Raw genomic sequence first — 17,052 nt, forward strand, 5'->3', positions numbered from 1 at the left:
GCATACTTTTGGATGCTAGCACTTAGGGTTAGGTGCTCGCACTTAGGGTTAGGTACTCGCTGTCCCCCACTTCGGTCCTCCCCCACGCGTGGGGGAGGAAGACGCTGCCACATGCTGTCACCGAGTTTACATTTGGCAGCATCTCCTTCCCCCGCGTTGCGGGGGAAGGACGGGATGGGGGACAAACGACTTTTCGCTAACTCAAACCAACGCTTCGCGCACTAATCCATCAATCATTACCTGCGGCATGCCACGTGAGCAGTGCTCAATCCGCCCTTCTACACCATAAACTTGCGCCAGCGTTTCCGACGTAATCACTTTGTCTGGCTGACCTTCAGCAATCAACCTGCCCTCTTTCAGCATCAAAGCATGCTGCGCGTGCCGTAATGCGATATTGATGTCATGCACTACCACCACGGTGACGATATTACGCTGAGCGGTTTCGCGTTGGACCAGATCCATCACGTGAAACTGGTAATTCAGATCCAATGCGCTAAGCGGCTCATCCAACAGCAGCAATTCCGGACGCCGAATCAGCGATTGCGCCAACCCCACCAGCTGTTTTTGGCCGCCGGAAAGTTGATCAAGATAACGCATCGCCAGATGCGCAATACCCAACTGCTCCAGCAGATGCAAAATTTCCGCTTCGCTGGCGGCACTGTGTAAACCGCCTGAAGCACGCTGTGCAACAATAATCGATTCCAGCACATGCAAGTGCACGCCTGCGGGCAGCGACTGCGGCAGATAAACCACGCGTTGTGCGCGACGGGCAAACGGCTGCGTCATTAACTCTTCGTCGTCGAGCCACATCTCGCCACGGCCCTTATTCAGCCCGGCGAGCGCGCGCAGCAACGTCGATTTACCGCAGCCGTTGGGGCCTAACAGCACGGTAATTTCACCACGCGGCAAAGGCGCCACGTCAAGATTCTCAATCACTTTGCTTTTAGGGTAGCCGGTGCTAAAGCCGCGTAATGTCAGACCTGCCATCATACATTCCCCCGATGACGCAAAATAATACTGAGGAAAAACGGCACGCCGACCAGCGAAGTCACAATGCCAACCGGAATGATAACGCCGGGAATCAGGTTTTTGGACGCAACGGAGGCCATCGATAACACCAGCGCGCCGGTTAATGCGCTGGCGGGCAGGTAAAAGCGGTGATCTTCGCCAAACATCATGCGGGCAATGTGCGGCGCAACCAGGCCAATAAAGCCAATTGGCCCAACAAATGCCACCGCCAGCGCGGAAAGAATACTGATGCGCAGCAAGGTCGCGAGGCGCAAACGGCGTACGTCGATACCAAAGCTCACTGCACGATCTTCCCCCAGACGCAGTGCGGTCAGCTTCCAGCTGCTTAACAGGGAGAACGGCACCAACAGGCCGAAAGCGAGGCTTAACACACCCAGTTTTTCCCATGATGCGCGGGCCAAACTGCCCATGGTCCAAAACACTAAACCTTGTAACGTATCTTCGCTGGCGATGAACTGCATCATTGAGACCAGCGCGTTAAAGGTGAAAACCAAGGCGATTCCGAATAGCACCACGCCCGAAGAGGAAACTCGGGTCCAACGTGTTACACCATCCAGCATCAGCGCGGCAAACAGCGCGAATACAAACGCATTGGCGGAGATAAACCATTGTGCGGGAATACCGGGAATGCCAATTCCCATCACAATCGCCAGCGCCGCGCCGAAGGCCGCCGCTGAAGAGACGCCCAGCGTGAACGGACTCGCCAGCGGGTTATTGAGGATGGTTTGCATCTCAGCACCGGCAAGGCCGAGTGAAAAGCCGACAACAATCGCCATCAGCGCATAGGGCAAGCGAATATCCCAGACGATGACGCGCGTACCGGCGTCCACGCCAGCGGGATGCAGCAGTGCGTTCCACAATGTAGGTAATGAAAGCCCGGCGGGTCCCAACGTGAAGTCAAGAATCAGCGAAGCCAAAATGGCTAAAAGCAGTACGCCAATCCACAACATGCGGCGACGCAGCGTCTGCCGATAACGGCTTATGGTGCTGTGAGAATCCCTTTGCGTAATCAGTGAAGATTCCGTTGTCATGATTAACCCTGTTGTTCTTACCAATGGTGAATAATTCCGAACGGAGCGAAATAGTGCCAGGCCGGACAGAAAACGCAGCCACAATAGTGCAGATGATAATAATTATCAATTTGACTGGCTAATCTGGTGCAAATAAAGCAAAAAAAAACGCGGTGCCTAAACACCGCGCTTTTTATTTTGCATCATCAATTAGTCTTTATGCGTCGGAAATTCCATTTCGTTGTATTTCACAAACCGGCTGCCGCGCGTCAACTTGTAGCCAAACCAGATAATCAGGAACAGCGGAATACCAATGTAGGTGGCCGCCACGCCATACCAGTCAATGCTGTCGTTAAGAAATGCCTGATAGTTTTGGCCTAGCGTGATAATCAGGCAGAGCACGAAGGCGAAAATCGGTCCCAACGGGAAGAAACCTGAACGATAAGGCAACGCGTTGAGATCGCGCCCTTGCGCCACATAGCCACGACGGAAGCGGTAATGACTGATCGCAATACCCAACCAGGCGATGAAACCTGTCATTCCTGAGGTATTCAGCAGCCACAGATAGACCTCTTGATTACCAAACTTCGACGTCAGGAAACAGAGGCCCGCGACTACGGTTGTGGCCCACAATGCATTACGCGGCACACCGCCTTTCGACAGTTTGGCGAAGATGCGCGGCGCTTTGCCTTCGCTCGCCAGGTTGTAAAGCATGCGTGTTGAGGCGTACATGCCCGAGTTACCTGCTGATAACACTGCAGTCAGAATCACCGCATTCATTACCGCTGCCGCTGAAAGCAAACCGGCATTCTGGAACACCAAGGTAAACGGACTGACGCTGATATCTTTGATGTCGTTGTGCAGCAATTGTGGATCGGTATACGGCAGAATCAGACTGATAATCAGAATGGCAAACACATAAAACAGCAGGATACGCCAAAACACCTGACGCACCGCACGCGGAATGTTTTTCCCCGGATCTTCTGATTCACCCGCCGCAATCCCGATTAGCTCGGTGCCCTGAAAGGAGAAGCCGACAATCATCGCCACGCCTATCATTGCAGCAAATCCACCGGCAAACGGCGCATCGCCTACCTGCCAGTTATGCCAACCCGCGTTTTCTGCACCGCGCATAATGCCCGTAATCATCAGTACGCCAACCACGATGAAGATGACGACGGTAACGACTTTGATCAGTGAGAACCAATATTCTGCTTCACCAAATCCTTTTACAGAAATGTAGTTCATCAGGAACATCAGGCAGAGGAACAGCGCGCTCCAGATCCAGCCTGGCGTGTCGGGAAACCAGTAATTCATCACTAACTGCGAAGCGACCAGATCAACAGCGATGGTGACGGCCCAGTTGTACCAGTAGTTCCAGCCAAGGGCGAAACCAAAGCCTTCTTCAACATATTTTGCGCCATAGGTCGCAAAAGAACCGGAAACCGGCATGAAGGCTGCCAATTCGCCAAGGCTGGTCATCAGGAAATAGACCATCAAGCCAATCAGCGCGTAGGAGAGCAGCGCACCGCCCGGCCCCGCCTGAGAAATGGTGGCACCCGAAGCGACAAACAGGCCGGTTCCTATCGAACCCCCAATGGCGATCATCGTCAGATGACGCGCTTTCAACGCACGTCTTAACGCAGGCTGTTGTGTTGTATTTGAGTCGTTATGCATGTGTAAACGCTACGTCAGATAAAAATGAGGCGCGATTGTAGCAGCTAAGCCTGCTCTGTATAGCAAAGGTGCGCTGTTATAAGTTACCTTCATGATAGACGCGAAATTATTAGCACCCACTCTTTTTACCGGCAATATTCAGGCTTAAGGCCAGTGTTAAGCCAGAAGATGGAGCCTCACGCATGAGGCTTACAGGTTGCTTGAACGCGTTATTCGCGGCAATAGGAGAGGAAACGCGTCAACGCTTTTGAGATATGTTTTTGACGATGATGAATACGATAAAGGGTGCGCGTCAGGCGCGGCAGTGGAATTTTCAGCTCCACCAGCGTTCCTGCATCGAGCAAATCACTGATCACCCGACGCGATAAACAGCTAATACCCATGCCATGACGTACTGCGTGTTTGATCGCTTCTGAATTGCCAAGCTCCATGCCCAGTTGGAAAGAGGGCAAATGCGATAACAGCAGATAATCGACAATTTCACGCGTGCCGGATCCACGCTCGCGCAAGATCCATGGCGCCGCACCCAATGACTCCAGCGTTACTGGCTGCTGCAAAATCTCTGCATCTGGCGCGGCGAACACCACCAGTTCATCTTCCAGCCAGGCCTCACTGACCAAGTCAGTCATGTGGCACGGACCTTCGATCAGCCCAACATCGACCCTAAAATCTGACACTGCATTGATCACGTCCTGACTGTTGCCGACGCTCAGCTCCAGCGGCAAACCGGGGAAGTCACGACGATAACCGGCAATCATGCCCGGCAGTAAATAGTTACCAATGGTGCTGCTGGCGTAGATACGAATAGCGCCGTTGTCTTCTTTAAACAGCTGCTCAATTTCTCCCGCCTGTTCCAGCAAACCCACAGCGCGCGGATAGAGCAGACGACCATGTTCATTCAACACCAGTCGTTTACCGACACGGTCAAACAACTGTACACCCAGCTGTCCTTCCAAATCGGCCAGCGCGGCACTGACCGCAGACTGCGATAACGCCAGCACTTGCGAAGCCTGCGTTGTCGAGCCGCTTTTTAATACCTCGGTAAACACTTCAACCTGACGCAGCGTAATATGCATGCGTTTCCCCTACATTGCGTAATGGTTTACAAGATAAACCAATACGCCGAGCCAAATCAGCAACATCAGGATCAATCCGAACCCGCTGACCACTTTTTTGCCACGCGCACGTTGAACTTCGGCACTTTCGATACTGCTGATACGTATTTCACGCGGCAGCAACTTCAGCAAGATCATCACGCCGAGCGGGATAATAATCGCATCATCCAGCAGACCAACGATGGGGATGAAGTCGGGGATCAAATCAATCGGGCTAAGCGCGTACGCGACCAATCCCACCGAAATTAATTTGAACCACCATGGCGTACGCGGATCGCGACAGGCAAACCACAAGGTTAAAACATCTCGTTTAATCAAGGCGGCCCAGCGGCGAAGTCTTCCAAACAGCATATTCCCTGCCTTATTACTTATACCGGTTAATATTAAATATATTATCAATTTCACTTTTAAGCTAGTGAGCAGCATGATCGAACTTCAAACAGGAGCAACGATGATGACCGAACTCACTTTCAACAAAACGCAGCTACCTTTTCAGCATTGGCTTCCCGGTTTACTGCTGACCGCGTCGATTGCCGCAGCGGCAGCCTGGCTGGCGAATCAACCCTGGCTTAGCGGCATTGGCCTCGGCGCGTTAACGTTGGCGATCATGCTGGGCATTGTCGTGGGCAACAGCATTTATTCTCCGCTGGCAACGCATTGCGATGCTGGCGTGGCGCTGGCCAAGCAAAAACTCTTGCGCCTTGGCATTATCCTGTTTGGCTTCCGTATTACCCTGCAGCAAATCACCGATGTAGGTGTGAGCGGCATTGTGATTGATGCGCTGACCTTAAGCAGCACCTTTTTTATAACCTGCCTGCTCGGTAGGCGTTTGTTGAAACTGGACCGCGACACGGTGTGGTTGATTGGCGCAGGCAGCAGTATTTGTGGTGCCGCTGCGGTATTAGCCACAGAACCGGTGATAAAAGCAGCACCGTCTAAAGTCGCGGTAGCCGTCGCTACTGTGGTGCTGTTCGGTACGCTGGCTATTTTTATCTATCCTCTGCTGTGGCCGCTGGCGCACGCCCTTTTTCCAACTCTCAGCCTGACGCAGTTTGGTATTTTTACCGGATCGACCATTCATGAAGTGGCGCAGGTTGTCGCGGCGGGTCACGCGCTTGGCCCGGATGCAGAAAACAGCGCAGTGATTGCGAAAATGTTGCGCGTGATGATGCTGGCACCGTTTCTGTTATGCCTTGGCGGCGTATTACGTCGCCAGCAGCGCGGTACGCAGACGCAGGGACCCGTGACGTTCCCGTGGTTTGCTCTGTTGTTTGTGCTGGTCGCGGTGTTCAACTCATTGCATATATTGCCCGCCTACGCTGTCACCGCGCTTAATCAACTGGCAAATTTATTGCTGGCCATGGCGATGGCCGCGCTGGGATTAACCACGCGCTTCAGCGCACTGCGCAATGCCGGTATCAAACCGCTGCTGTTAGGGGCGATGGTGTTTAGCTGGCTGATCGTGGGCGGCGGTGGTATCAATCTGCTGGCGCAACATTTCATGGGCTAAGCGCATCGGGTATCATGCCGGTTCATCTGTGCATAGCCACTTCAGGAGAACGGCATGAAATATATCGGCGCACACGTCAGCGCGTCTGGCGGTGTGGACCAGGCAGTGATTCGCGCTCATGAGCTTGAAGCCACCGCCTTCGCTCTGTTTACCAAGAATCAGCGTCAGTGGAAAGCGGCTCCCCTTTCCATTGAGGTGATCGATGCTTTTCGCGCCGCCTGTGAAAAATACAATTACGGCCCGCAGCAAATCCTGCCTCACGACAGCTTCCTGATTAACCTGGGGCATCCAGTGATGGATGCGTTGGAAAAGTCACGCGACGCGTTTTTGGATGAGATGCAGCGAGCAGATCAGTTAGGACTGACCTTACTTAATTTCCATCCGGGCAGCCATTTGCAGCAGATTGAAGAGGAAGCCTGCCTGAAGCGCATCGCGGAATCGGTCAATATTGCGCTGGATAAAAGCCAAAACGTGACAGCGGTGATTGAAAATACCGCAGGGCAAGGTAGCAATCTGGGCTTCCGCTTTGAGCATTTGGCCACCATCATCGAGCATGTTGAAGACAAATCGCGTGTTGGCGTTTGTATTGATACCTGTCACGCCTTTGCGGGTGGCTACGATTTGCGCACTGAAGAGGACTGCGTTGCCACCTTCGCTGAATTTGAGCGCATCGTTGGCTTTAAGTATCTGCGCGGCATGCACCTGAACGATGCGAAAAGTGCTTTCGGCAGCCGAGTAGACCGTCACAACAGTCTTGGCGAAGGCAACATCGGTAAAACCGTGTTTAGCTGGTTAATGAAAGATTCGCGTTTCGATGGCATTCCACTGATTCTGGAAACCATCAATCCTGATATCTGGAAAGATGAAATTGCCTGGCTGAAGGCGCAGCAGCAAGCTTGAATAAAAAAGGGAGCCAACCGGCTCCCTTTCATTTTTGCTGATGCATTTCCGCAGAAATTAGGCTTTCACCAACTCTTCTTCTGAACGTTTCAATACTGCATAACTCAGGCCCGCGATTGCCGTACCAATCACAATCGCCAGCAGATAACCCAACACCGGGGTAATCGCGCCAGGAATCAACAGCACGAACAGGCCACCGTGCGGTGCCATCAGTTTGGCGCCAATTGCCATGGAGATAGCACCGGTCACCGCGCCGCCGACAATGCAGCATGGCAGGACGCGCATGGGATCACGCGCCGCAAACGGGATCGCACCTTCAGAGATAAAGCACAATCCAAGAACCAGCGCCGCTTTGCCGCCTTCCTGCTGACCTTTGTTGAACTTGCGTCGTGCAACCAGCGTGGCTAAACCCATCGCCAGCGGTGGAACCATACCGGCTGCCATAATGGCGGCCATTGGCGCATAGGTTTGTGAACTCAACAAACCCACACCAAAGGCGTACGCCACTTTGTTCACCGGGCCGCCCATATCGGTACACATCATGCCGCCAAGGATCGCGCCCAACAGGACCGCATTCGCAGTGCCCATATTTGCTAACCAGGTTGTCAAGCCGCTCATGATGCCAGCAACCGGTTTACCGACCACATAGATCATCAGCAGGCCGGTAATCAAGCTCGCAAACAGCGGGATGATCAATATTGGTTTCAACGCTTCCATACTTTGTGGCAGCTTAACTTTGCTGCTGATCAGTTTGGCAGCATAACCGGCAATAAAGCCCGCGATGATTCCGCCAAGGAAACCGGCGTTGATGCTGGTCGCCAGCATGCCGCCAATCAAGCCTGGCGTCAGACCCGGACGGTCAGCGATAGAGAAGGCGATGAAACCTGCCAACACCGGCACCATTAAGGCGAAGGCGCTACCGCCGCCAATCTGCATCAAGGCCGCCGCCAGCGTGCCCTGCTCTTTAAACGCGGTAATACCAAAGGCGAAAGAGAGCGCAATGCTCAAACCGCCCGCTACCACCATCGGCAGCATGTAGGAAACGCCGGTTAACAGGTGACGATACGCGCCTGCGCCACCCTCTTTTTTGTCTTCCTGACTGTTACTGCCCTGCGCACCAGAAGGTTTATACGGTTTCGCTTCGACTTCTGCTTTATCCAGCTCTTGTGCCGTTTTCTTCAACGCTAAACCGGTTGATGTGCGGTACATCGGCTTACCGGCAAATTTCGCCAGATCGACTTCAATATCAGCGGCGACGATCACCAGATCGGCTGCGGCCACTTCTTCTGGCGTGATGGCGTTGCCCGCACCCACTGAACCGCGGGTTTCAACTTTTACCCACCAGCCGCGTTTAGTGGCTTCAGACTGGATCGCTTCGGCTGCCATAAAGGTATGCGCGACGCCCGTCGGACAAGCGGTTACCGCTACGATACGTTTTTGACCGCCAGCCTGCGCAGTGGTAGCAGGTGCCGCCACTTCCGCTGTCGCCTGCCAACTTTTGGCTTCGGCTTTTGCCCGGCTAAGGAATTGTTCTGGCTCACGTACAGCTTGCTGCACATCGCCCAGCCAGACAGATTTGCCGTTCAGCGCCGCGTCATTCGGAATTTCATGACCGATGACGATCGCCAGTTCGGCCTCTGCCGGGTTTTCAGTGATTGTCAGACCCGCCTGCGCCGCCGCGGCGGTAAGGCGCTGTTTTGCCATGTAAGCGGAAGCCAGACCCAGTGAAGGATCTTTTATCAGCAGCGTTTTCATTATCGCTCTCCTGCTGTTAGTTAACGGGTTTTAAGTCGACGCGCGCCATCATTGCGGCCAACTGAGTACGATCGGTTATGCCCACGTTACTCTGGCTGACGGCCATTGCCGCCACCGCCGTCGCAAGACGCAGTGTGTGTTCACTGGATTCACGCATCAGCAAACCATAAATCAAGCCGCCGACCATGGAATCGCCTGCGCCTACCGTGCTGACAACGTCACACACTGGCGGTTTAGCCAGCCATTCACCTGAAGCATTGACCCACAGTGCACCTTCAGCCCCCAGAGAAATGACGACATGCGCAATGCCCTGCTCGCGCAGTTCGTGTGCAGCACCAATCACATCCTGCAGCGTAGGCAGTTTGCGACCCGCCCAAATTTCCAGCTCGCGACGGTTTGGTTTGACCAACCATGGCGCCGCTTTCAAGCCTGCTACCAGCGCTTCACGGCTGCTGTCGAAAATGATGCACGGACAAAGGGTACGTAAGTCACTCATCCATTGGGTAAACGCTGCGGGATCAACGCCTTCCGGCAGGCTGCCGCTAACGCAGACCATATCAAACTGACCGAGCCAGGTTAGCGAGTCGCTGGTGAAGCGATCCCAGTCCTGTGAAGTCACGTTAAATCCTGAAAAGTTCAGGTCAGTTACATCACCGGTTTGCTCAGTGAGCTTCACGTTGATGCGCGTTCGGCCTGGCACTACCTGAAAGCGGTTAGCGATGCCCAGCTCGCTGAATAACTGCTGGAAACCATCCTGATTTTCTTTACCCAGAAAGCCACCGACGGTCACATCAATGCCGAGATCTTTCAGTACTTTCGCGACGTTGATGCCTTTACCCGCCGCGTGCAAACCGGTGGTTTTTACCAGGTTGACTTCACCGCGTTCGATCTCTGGTGTATAGCCGACTAAATCGTAAGCGGGATTTAGCGTAATGGTTGCTACGCGTCTGCTCATGCTGCCCCCTCGCCTAAACCGCTGGTGATCGCTTCTTCAATGGCGGTTAGCGCTTGTTGTGCATCTTCGCCGCTGGCAGTAAAGCGCAGGCGGTGGCCTTTTTTCACGCCAAGTGCCACAACCTTCATCAGGCTACGGCCATTAGCTGGCTTACCGCTGCCATCAAGGTTAGTCACGGTAATGTCGCTATTAAATTGTTTGATCACGCTAACCAGCGCGGTGCCCGGACGCGCGTGCAGACCATGTTCGTTACGGATAGTAAATTCGGCGGTTAAGACTTCTGCCTGCTCATCGACTTCACTGGTCAGCAACGCGTAAACGCCAGCGGCATCTGCTTTGATTAAACGATCGGCTTTGTTGTTCAGCAGCAGCGTGCTGAGATAGCCCAGCACCTCCAGCGGACGATCGTCAGTGGCTGCCACATTCACCAGCATGGCAACCTGCTCGCCCTGATGGTCAAACGGCGTTGCTGCACGGCTTACTGCTACGCCGCTGCGCACATTACCGCTGGCGCTGTCGCTCAGCCAGATGCCTTGACCAAGGCTTAACGGCGCAGCAGAAATTACGTTGGCAACGTAGCTCGCATCCACCACACCCGCAGCCTGTAAACGTCCGGCGTTAAGCGCCTGCAACGTGATTAAATCTTTTGCTGCCACATCGACGCTGATTAATGAGGTATCAAAACTGAATTCAGCAGCTTGTTTCTCCCCCATTAACAGCGCACGCAGCTCTTCAGCCGAGGCGGTTTTTAGCTGATCGGCAATGCTGTCATCGCTTAATACATGGGTGAGTTGACGCAGCAGCGCAAGGTGTTCGTCAGACTTCGCGGCGATACCAATAGCGACATAGGCGGTTTGATCTTCGCCCCAGGCGATACCCTGCGGAAACTGAAATACCTGCACGCCCGTTTTTAACACTAAGTCACGCGTGTCGGTGGTGCCGTGTGGTATGGCGATGCCATTACCGAGAAAAGTAGAGGTTTGCTGTTCGCGCGCCAGCATGCCGTTAACGTAGCCTTCTGCGACGTTTCCGGCAGCGGTCAGCGCCGCAGCAACCTGACGAATAGCGTCTTCTTTGTTTTGCGCGCTGGCCCCGGTGTGGATAGCCTGCAATTCGAGCTGGAACATAATTCTCCTCGCTTGCTGAAATTGAATCGTTTCAGCTTGATGGCAAAAATAGACGCTGCCCACTACGAAGATGGTTTCGCAGACAACGCTGAAACGTTTCAAGGATTCTGGTACAGCGCATTCAAGCAGGCAAGAAAATGCGCAAACGGCGTAGCATATTTTTGAAGCCACGCACATTTCACAGTCTAATGAGGATTTTATTGAGGGTGTAGCTGACGCCCTGCTGTAAACGCAACGCGTTTAATCTTTGAAGAATCAGCAAACTTCAGCAAATTATGGCGCGGTGTCGGTTTCCAGTTGTATCAGATAAAGCATCGCATCGTGGCGCGAATTGCCGCACATTTCGCGATCGGGCTGTAAACCCGCGCACACTGCTGGGCGTAAAGGCGAACCAAAAAGCTTGCAGCGCAAATCGTCATCAAGCTGAACACAGGGCGTGTTCGCGGGTTTGCCATTGGGCATGCCGGGAATAGGTGAAGAGATGGAGGGCGCCGTACAACAGGCACCGCACTGACTACGGCATTGCATGATGCACTCCAGCAGAGAATTTCGCCGCGACAATAGCAGCCCAGTTCGCTTTTTGCCATCCTTCTCTCAGCGTCCATAAAAATACCTGCGCGGCATATTGCCTGTTTTCACCGGCGCGAGTAACGTGTCGCGCAATTCAATCTCAGAGAAAGCGAGAACTGCAATGCCAAAAGCCAATGAAATCAAAAAAGGGATGGCGGTGACCCATAATGGAAAGCTGCTGCTGGTTAAAGATATTGATGTTCAAAGCCCAAGCGCGCGCGGTGCGGCCACGCTGTATAAAATGCGTTTCACCGATGTTCGTACCGGAATGAAAGTGGAAGAGCGCTTTAAAGGTGACGATCTGATTGAAGCGATTTCACTTAGCCGCCGTAGCGTGACCTTCTCTTATATAGACGGCGATGAGTATGTCTTTATGGATGACGAAGATTACACGCCTTATACCTTTAAAAAAGAGCAAATCGAAGAGGAGCTGCTGTTTATTCCAGAAGGCGGCATTCCTGGCATTCATGTGCTGACAATGGAGGGTCAGTTGCTGGCATTAGAGTTGCCACAAACCGTTGACATGGAAATTGTTGATACATCGCCGGGCATTAAAGGAGCCTCTGCCAGTGCACGCACCAAACCGGCAGGAATGAGCACCGGTCTGGCGATTCAGGTGCCGGAATACCTCAGCAATGGCGATCGTATCCGCATTCATATCGCTGAACGCCGTTACATGGGGCGTGCTGACTAAATCACGCCACGATTCTCGCCAGGTGACAATGTTATAAGATAACATCTTTAGCCTGGCGATTTTGTTATCGGAGCTTTTAGCATGACACGCGTTAACCTTCTTACCGGCTTTTTAGGCAGCGGCAAAACCACTACTTTGCTGCATTTGCTGGCCAATAAACCTGAAAATGAAAATTGGGCGGTGCTGGTTAATGAATTCGGTGAGATTGGCATTGATGGCGCGCTGTTAGCTAATCGTGGTGCGACGCTGAAGGAGATTCCTGGCGGCTGCATGTGTTGCGTAAACGGCTTGCCAATGCAGGTTGGCCTCAACATGTTATTAAAGCAGAACAAGCCGGATCGCTTACTGATAGAACCCACCGGTTTAGGCCATCCTCGCCAGCTGTTATCCATGCTGAGCGCAGAGGTTTATCAACCCTGGCTGCAACTTAACGCCACAATTACCCTGCTCGATGCACGTCAACTTGGGGATGCGCGAGTGGTTGCAAACGAGAATTTTCGCGATCAGCTGGTGGCTGCCGATATTATTGTGGGAAACAAAAGCGACCGTTGGCATGAGAGCGATCGCCTGGCATTGCAACGCTGGCAGGAACAATTTCTTCAAGGTCGCCCGTTTGTGACGACGCAATTCGGTCAAATATCCCTATCATTATTAGACACGCCTCGCGGTTCACCTCGCCCTATTCCTCAACCAGAACATCACCATCACGCCCCGGCTCCCGCCAGCGGTATCGCTGCGCTGCGCCTGGAGGGCCAGTCACGCTGGCGTCGCGCCCTTAATGAAGGCCAAGGCTACGCTGCCTGCGGCTGGATTTTTGATAGCGAAACGGTTTTCGATACCATTCCGCTGCTGGAATGGGCACGTTTAGCGCCGGTTGATCGGGTTAAAGGTGTGCTGCGAATTGCCGATGGTACGGTGAGCATTAACCGGCAAGGCGAAGATCTGCATATCGAAACGTATGCTTCTGCGCCTGTTGATAGCCGGGTGGAAATGATCCATTCACAGTCATCTAACTGGAATGAACTACAATCCGCATTGTTGAAGTGTCGTTTACGCTAACCAGGTTAGGTTCTGCGGTTATTTTTTAAATCATGAGTTGGACTATGCACGCTACTCGTCTTGTTACGATCCTTTTGCTTAACGCATTGGGTGTTGTGTTGTTTTTATCGTGGTATTTACCGCCTGAACATGGTTTTTGGTTCGGCGTGGATAAAACGATATTTTTTACTTTTAACGATCAGATGGTTGCGCATCCTGGATTTGCCTTACTGGTGGCAATCACCAATTTTCGTGGCTTTGATCTTGTGTCGCTACTGGCGATGGGATTGCTCTATCTGTCGTTCTGGCGTCGCGAGACACCGCAGGGTCGCCGCAAGCTATTGGCAATTGGCATCACCATGCTACTCACAGCGGTTATCCTGAATCAGCTTGGTCATTTAATACCGGTGCAACATGCCAGCCCAACGCTGTTTTTTGACAATGTACATCGCGTCAGTGAGTTGACGGGCATTCCAGCTAAAGATGCATCGAAAAATAGTTTCCCTGGCGACCACGGCATGATGCTCATTATCTTTGCCTGCTTCATGTGGCGTTATTTTGGTTCACGCGCCTTTCTCATCGCCGCAGCTATCGTGATTATATTTTCATTGCCACGCGTGATGGCCGGTGCACATTGGTTTACCGATGTGGCGGTGGGCTCGCTTTCGGTGGTATTAGTCGGGCTGAGCTGGTGGTTATTAACGCCGGCCAGTGATGCAGTAGTGAATTGGTTTTATCGAAAACTACCGGGCAAATATAAGCCACAGGTGTAATTGATTAGCGCGGGCGATAAACGGCAATTATTTGTACCGCCCGCGCTTATTAAAAACTTAAATATATTATTAGCAAGCTAACCAAAAAAGGGTAAAACAAAAAAGTTATGTCCTTTTTAGTGGCTAAATCTTCTGTCAATTACCCTGTCCAGCGTAAAAACTCTTAAAATCCCAGCTAGACCGCGAATTAGCGCCAGTTTAACGCGCTGTTCCCTCCATTATTTCCTGATAATTGCTGATAAAGTAGGCACTCTGTTACAGATTGATTCATATCAAAAAAACCTATAAGAATTTGATTAAAAGCACTCGCCACGGCCTCTGTAATCGGTTAACCTCAGTCGCAGTGAGGCAACAGCAGCAGAAAATTCGGCCTTTTTTTACTGTGAAATTGTGGTCATTAACACAATTTAGTAATTAAGGAATTGTCTTAGGCTGATTCGCTTATTAATCTCATTCCGTTTTGTCATCTGGCTAGCGACAATCTTGTCGTAAGGACATCGAAGGAAAACCCGAATAATGGTCAAGTCTCAACCAATTCTGAGATATATTTGGCGGATCGTGCCCGCAATGGCGCTGGCAACTCTGCTCTCAGCTTGTAGTAGTACGTATGATGGACATAACGAGAATAACGAGAATCATGAAGTTAACAACCAGAATGGTTTTTTACTTCAAGCGTCTCAGGATGAATTTGAAGAAATGGTGCGCAACGTCGATGTTAAGACGCGCATCATGGATCAATATGCCGTCTGGAAAGGTGTGCGTTACCGTCTTGGTGGTGATACCAAACGGGGTATTGATTGCTCCGCCTTTGTTCAGCGCACCTTCCGCGAACAGTTTGGCTTAGATTTACCGCGCTCAACTTCAGAGCAGCAAGATACCGGCAGAGAGATTTCTCGCACCAAGTTGCGTCCAGGCGATCTTGTCCTGTTCCGCGCAGGTTCTACGGGTCGTCATGTGGGTATCTATCTCGGTAACGACAATTTCGTTCATGCTTCCACCAGCAGTGGTGTGATGATCTCAAATCTGAACGATAATTACTGGAAGAAGCGCTACCGCGAAGGCCGTCGAGTATTAAGTCGTAACCCTACTTAACGCCTCGCTTCGAACACCTTCTCAGCCAGAGAAAATCTAACGCTGCTTTGCAGCGTTTTTTTTCGTCTTTAAATGCTAAATCCTTTCTGTAAATGTAAAAAAAAGTGATTGTTTATCAGAAGAATAACAAGACTTTGTCCGTCATCTCGTTATATTCTCATTCGCTTACATCAGAGCAGCTGTGTGCAGTTAAATAATAAAAACAGAATCAGAGGAAGCACCTCATGCCACTGTCAGCGGCGCTGATGCGCCATGCCACTTTTCCTCGTCGTATCGCCTGGAGTAGCGCGATTATCGGCGTTGTCTTCTTTGTTTTATTTACCTCAATATTATTAAATTTGACCTGGCATCATCGCGAAAAGCAGCACCACCAGTTATTAGTGAATAGCCGAGATGCACTGCAACATTCGTTGACGACCTTGATCGATAACACCCTCAATCCCCTTCTGCCTTTTAGTCATGCTAACTGCCACGCGATTAATCGTGAGTTAACGTCGCGCGCAGCTTTTGCCGGTAATCTTCGTGCTATCTTGCTGGTCAAAGACGGCAACGCCTTTTGCTCATCTGCCACCGGCAGCTTTTTTCTGCCGCTGAATATTATCTCTGCACAGACCGATCCCGCGCGCGACACCGATTTGCAGTTATTAAGCGGCACACCATTGCAACCGTCCAAACCGGCTGTGGCGATCTGGCTGAAAAATCCCGGCAGCACGCAGTCAGGCGTGTTTGCCACGCTCAATTTAAGTTTGGAACCGTATCAGCTGCTGGCTTCGTATCATCCTGAGATTTCAGGCATGGCGCTGGAAGCACAAAACAGTGCCATCACCAGTTGGCAGCAGGCAGTCACTAAAAATGATGATTTGCCGCCTTCGCTGATGCAGCTTCAGTTATCCGGTTTTCCGCTGCAATTTGTTTTGTATGGCTCAACCTTGTCACGCAGCGATTACCAGTTCATCTTTCTGAGTGGAACGCTGCTTTCGCTGCTGGTGGGCGGCGTCTGCTGGTTGCTGTTTTCGCTGTGTAAACAGCCGGGAAAAGAGATTCTGCAAGGGATTAAACGGGGTGAGTTTCATGTGGAATATCAGCCACTGATCACTTCTTATAACGGTCAGCCTTATGGCGCAGAAGCGTTGCTCCGCTGGACGCATCCTACCGAGGGCGCCATTCCGCCTGATGTGTTTATTAATTATGCTGAAACGCAAAATCTGATCATTCCGCTGACACGTCACCTGTTCCAGCTCGTTGCACGTGATGCACATCTGCTGAGCCGCCACGTTCCTGCCGGCACCATTATGGGACTGAATATTTCTCCGCTGCATCTGGCTTCCGAGACATTTCGCGATGACGTTCTGTGCTGGATGAAAGCCATGCCTGTCGATCATTTCAGCTACGTATTTGAAATTACTGAGCGCACCATTGTGCGTGATAAAAGCGCCGGTGAACTGTTTAGTTGGCTGCATCGTCAGGGCATCAAAATCGCCATAGATGATTTCGGCACCGGCCACAGCGCGCTGATCTATCTGGAAAGATATGCCTTCGATTATTTGAAAATTGATCGCGGTTTTGTGCAAAGCATCGGGACGGAAACCGTGACATCGCCTGTTTTGGACACCGTGTTGCAGTTGGCAAAGCAGCTGAAGATGAAAACGGTCGCAGAAGGGGTAGAAACCGGCGATCAGGCCGCCTGGCTGATCAATCGCGGTGTTACCCATCTGCAAGGCTACATCTTCAGCAGACCCTTGCGGCCTGAACCGTTAATCGACTACTTTGAGCTTCACAGCGCCTGACCTGCCGTTGGGATTAGGAT

16 protein-coding genes are annotated in these 17,052 nt (G+C 52.0%); 7 read left to right on the top strand and 9 right to left on the bottom strand.

The genetic code is table 11. The features are described from left to right. Positions 1–201 precede the first annotated feature (201 nt). The 5 genes from ACF2G4_RS08175 to ACF2G4_RS08195 all read right to left on the bottom strand — a co-directional run bounded on the left by ACF2G4_RS08175 (position 202) and on the right by ACF2G4_RS08195 (position 5,182). Positions 202–990: an ABC transporter ATP-binding protein gene (locus tag ACF2G4_RS08175; protein ID WP_409075850.1), complete on the bottom strand. Its 789-nt coding sequence runs from the start codon at positions 988–990 to the stop codon at positions 202–204. After that, positions 987–2,060 carry an iron ABC transporter permease gene (locus tag ACF2G4_RS08180; protein WP_215846189.1) on the bottom strand — a complete coding sequence of 358 codons (1,074 nt, stop codon included), beginning with the start codon at positions 2,058–2,060 and terminating at the stop codon, positions 987–989. The genes ACF2G4_RS08175 and ACF2G4_RS08180 overlap by 4 nt, the downstream gene beginning before the upstream one ends. 189 nt (positions 2,061–2,249) lie before the next feature. Continuing rightward, a complete protein-coding gene (locus tag ACF2G4_RS08185) occupies positions 2,250–3,716 on the bottom strand; it encodes an amino acid permease (protein WP_215846188.1) in 1,467 nt (488 codons plus the stop codon). 209 nt (positions 3,717–3,925) lie between these two features. Continuing rightward, entirely contained in the window at positions 3,926–4,792 is an 867-nt protein-coding gene (gene yieE, locus ACF2G4_RS08190; RefSeq protein ID WP_332627204.1) for a DNA-binding transcriptional regulator YeiE, read from the bottom strand. A gap of 9 nt (positions 4,793–4,801) precedes the next feature. Next, complete coding sequence (locus tag ACF2G4_RS08195) at positions 4,802–5,182, bottom strand: YkvA family protein (protein ID WP_215846187.1); 381 nt, start codon at positions 5,180–5,182, stop codon at positions 4,802–4,804. A 103-nt stretch (positions 5,183–5,285) separates the two neighbouring features. Here ACF2G4_RS08195 and ACF2G4_RS08200 point away from each other — a divergent pair, with 103 nt between their 5' ends. Together ACF2G4_RS08200 and nfo are read left to right on the top strand one after the other, a co-directional pair. Beyond that, a complete protein-coding gene (locus ACF2G4_RS08200) occupies positions 5,286–6,341 on the top strand; it encodes a YeiH family putative sulfate export transporter (protein WP_409075965.1) in 1,056 nt (351 codons plus the stop codon). Between the two features lie 54 nt (positions 6,342–6,395). After that, entirely contained in the window at positions 6,396–7,241 is an 846-nt protein-coding gene (nfo, locus tag ACF2G4_RS08205) for a deoxyribonuclease IV (RefSeq protein WP_409075851.1), read from the top strand. A 57-nt stretch (positions 7,242–7,298) separates the two neighbouring features. On the opposite strand, the gene fruA is transcribed toward nfo, so the two are convergent. The 4 genes from fruA to ACF2G4_RS08225 all read right to left on the bottom strand — a co-directional run bounded on the left by fruA (position 7,299) and on the right by ACF2G4_RS08225 (position 11,606). Continuing rightward, positions 7,299–8,996 (bottom strand): PTS fructose transporter subunit IIBC, encoded by a 1,698-nt coding sequence (fruA, locus tag ACF2G4_RS08210; RefSeq protein WP_243077548.1) that lies wholly within the window; start codon positions 8,994–8,996, stop codon positions 7,299–7,301. A 16-nt stretch (positions 8,997–9,012) separates the two neighbouring features. Beyond that, positions 9,013–9,951, bottom strand: coding sequence for a 1-phosphofructokinase (fruK, locus tag ACF2G4_RS08215; protein ID WP_215846185.1), 939 nt, complete (start codon positions 9,949–9,951; stop codon positions 9,013–9,015). Beyond that, positions 9,948–11,078, bottom strand: a complete 1,131-nt coding sequence (fruB, locus tag ACF2G4_RS08220) for a fused PTS fructose transporter subunit IIA/HPr protein (protein WP_409075852.1) — start codon at positions 11,076–11,078, stop codon at positions 9,948–9,950. The genes fruK and fruB overlap by 4 nt, the downstream gene beginning before the upstream one ends. Before the next feature lie 273 nt (positions 11,079–11,351). Further along, positions 11,352–11,606: a YkgJ family cysteine cluster protein gene (locus tag ACF2G4_RS08225; RefSeq protein WP_243077546.1), complete on the bottom strand. Its 255-nt coding sequence runs from the start codon at positions 11,604–11,606 to the stop codon at positions 11,352–11,354. A 163-nt stretch (positions 11,607–11,769) separates the two neighbouring features. Here ACF2G4_RS08225 and yeiP point away from each other — a divergent pair, with 163 nt between their 5' ends. The 5 genes from yeiP (at position 11,770) to ACF2G4_RS08250 (ending at position 17,032) form a co-directional block, all read left to right on the top strand. Next, positions 11,770–12,342 carry an elongation factor P-like protein YeiP gene (gene yeiP, locus ACF2G4_RS08230; protein WP_215846182.1) on the top strand — a complete coding sequence of 191 codons (573 nt, stop codon included), beginning with the start codon at positions 11,770–11,772 and terminating at the stop codon, positions 12,340–12,342. 81 nt (positions 12,343–12,423) lie between these two features. After that, positions 12,424–13,401: a CobW family GTP-binding protein gene (locus ACF2G4_RS08235; protein WP_409075853.1), complete on the top strand. Its 978-nt coding sequence runs from the start codon at positions 12,424–12,426 to the stop codon at positions 13,399–13,401. Between the two features lie 44 nt (positions 13,402–13,445). Beyond that, the gene (locus tag ACF2G4_RS08240; RefSeq protein ID WP_215846179.1) at positions 13,446–14,153 is read left to right on the top strand and encodes a phosphatase PAP2 family protein; all 708 of its coding nucleotides are present in this window, start codon (positions 13,446–13,448) and stop codon (positions 14,151–14,153) included. 516 nt (positions 14,154–14,669) lie between these two features. After that, a complete protein-coding gene (gene mepS, locus ACF2G4_RS08245; protein ID WP_409075854.1) occupies positions 14,670–15,245 on the top strand; it encodes a bifunctional murein DD-endopeptidase/murein LD-carboxypeptidase in 576 nt (191 codons plus the stop codon). Between the two features lie 224 nt (positions 15,246–15,469). Continuing rightward, complete coding sequence (locus ACF2G4_RS08250) at positions 15,470–17,032, top strand: cyclic di-GMP phosphodiesterase (RefSeq protein ID WP_243077543.1); 1,563 nt, start codon at positions 15,470–15,472, stop codon at positions 17,030–17,032. Positions 17,033–17,052: the final 20 nt, after the last annotated feature.

The sequence above is a fragment of the Pantoea phytostimulans genome (assembly GCF_046118715.1).
GTDB lineage: Bacteria > Pseudomonadota > Gammaproteobacteria > Enterobacterales > Enterobacteriaceae > Pantoea > Pantoea phytostimulans.

Excerpts from the sequence above, each read along its gene's own strand:
- yieE (WP_332627204.1), bottom strand. The coding sequence starts at position 4,792 with ATGCATATTACGCTGCGTCAGGTTGAAGTGTTTACCGAGGTATTAAAA.
- nfo (WP_409075851.1), top strand. The coding sequence starts at position 6,396 with ATGAAATATATCGGCGCACACGTCAGCGCGTCTGGCGGTGTGGACCAG.
- ACF2G4_RS08250 (WP_243077543.1), top strand. The coding sequence starts at position 15,470 with ATGCCACTGTCAGCGGCGCTGATGCGCCATGCCACTTTTCCTCGTCGT.
- mepS (WP_409075854.1), top strand. The coding sequence starts at position 14,670 with ATGGTCAAGTCTCAACCAATTCTGAGATATATTTGGCGGATCGTGCCC.
- fruK (WP_215846185.1), bottom strand. The coding sequence starts at position 9,951 with ATGAGCAGACGCGTAGCAACCATTACGCTAAATCCCGCTTACGATTTA.
- ACF2G4_RS08225 (WP_243077546.1), bottom strand. The coding sequence starts at position 11,606 with ATGCAATGCCGTAGTCAGTGCGGTGCCTGTTGTACGGCGCCCTCCATC.
- ACF2G4_RS08180 (WP_215846189.1), bottom strand. The coding sequence starts at position 2,060 with ATGACAACGGAATCTTCACTGATTACGCAAAGGGATTCTCACAGCACC.
- ACF2G4_RS08240 (WP_215846179.1), top strand. The coding sequence starts at position 13,446 with ATGCACGCTACTCGTCTTGTTACGATCCTTTTGCTTAACGCATTGGGT.
- fruA (WP_243077548.1), bottom strand. The coding sequence starts at position 8,996 with ATGAAAACGCTGCTGATAAAAGATCCTTCACTGGGTCTGGCTTCCGCT.
- ACF2G4_RS08175 (WP_409075850.1), bottom strand. The coding sequence starts at position 990 with ATGATGGCAGGTCTGACATTACGCGGCTTTAGCACCGGCTACCCTAAA.
- ACF2G4_RS08195 (WP_215846187.1), bottom strand. The coding sequence starts at position 5,182 with ATGCTGTTTGGAAGACTTCGCCGCTGGGCCGCCTTGATTAAACGAGAT.
- ACF2G4_RS08200 (WP_409075965.1), top strand. The coding sequence starts at position 5,286 with ATGACCGAACTCACTTTCAACAAAACGCAGCTACCTTTTCAGCATTGG.
- ACF2G4_RS08235 (WP_409075853.1), top strand. The coding sequence starts at position 12,424 with ATGACACGCGTTAACCTTCTTACCGGCTTTTTAGGCAGCGGCAAAACC.
- ACF2G4_RS08185 (WP_215846188.1), bottom strand. The coding sequence starts at position 3,716 with ATGCATAACGACTCAAATACAACACAACAGCCTGCGTTAAGACGTGCG.
- fruB (WP_409075852.1), bottom strand. The coding sequence starts at position 11,078 with ATGTTCCAGCTCGAATTGCAGGCTATCCACACCGGGGCCAGCGCGCAA.
- yeiP (WP_215846182.1), top strand. The coding sequence starts at position 11,770 with ATGCCAAAAGCCAATGAAATCAAAAAAGGGATGGCGGTGACCCATAAT.